Here is a 599-nt window from a genome sequence, read left to right as displayed (position 1 = left end):
CAAGATGTCTTGAAGAAAACGAATAAACAAACACAGCAATTACTTAAAAATCAACTATCACAATGGGTTACAGGTTTACCCGGTTATATTAGGGCTTACCTGCCTGATTTGGTCTGCGAAAGTTGAGAATATAACAATAATCTCTAAGAAAATTGTAAAAAACTATAAACAAAAGAAACTTAAGCTTGCTTAAGTTTCTTTTGTTTATTTTTCTACTCTTTGTGTAAATGAATTTTTTGTCCAGATGATATTATTAAATAAAATTTAAATTAATATATAGTGGAAATTATAGATGTAAAAAATTGTAGAAGGAGGGTGTAAGCAACGGTGTTAAAATCCCTAATAATAACGGTTTAAAATTCCCTCAAAATAACGGACAATGGTTTCAAAACTACATAATGATGGAGTGGCGAAACGATGGTCAAGATTGGGGAATTTTTTATGATAAGAGAACTATTTCAAAAAGGTTGGACAATCAAAGCTATAGCTGACAAGACTGGCTTTGATCCAAAGACAATTCGTAAATACACTAGAAAAGATCAATTACCTAATAAGAAGGCTAGTAAGAAAAGACCTAGTAAACTGGACCCTTTTAAATC

The 599-nt window shown here is 30.7% G+C and carries 1 protein-coding gene; it reads left to right on the top strand.

Features of this window, described 5'->3' with window-relative positions; translation table 11 throughout:
* Positions 1-417 precede the first annotated feature (417 nt).
* Positions 418-599 (top strand): terminase gpP N-terminus-related DNA-binding protein (locus tag PZE06_RS25910; protein WP_275792103.1); only part of this gene is annotated, 182 nt, incomplete at its 3' end.

This window comes from Robertmurraya sp. DFI.2.37, assembly GCF_029211245.1.
GTDB classification, from domain to species: Bacteria; Bacillota; Bacilli; order Bacillales; family Cytobacillaceae; genus Robertmurraya; species Robertmurraya methanolica_A.
The sequence above is the reverse complement of the archived record's forward strand: the minus strand, read 5'-3'. Positions and strand labels throughout refer to the sequence as shown.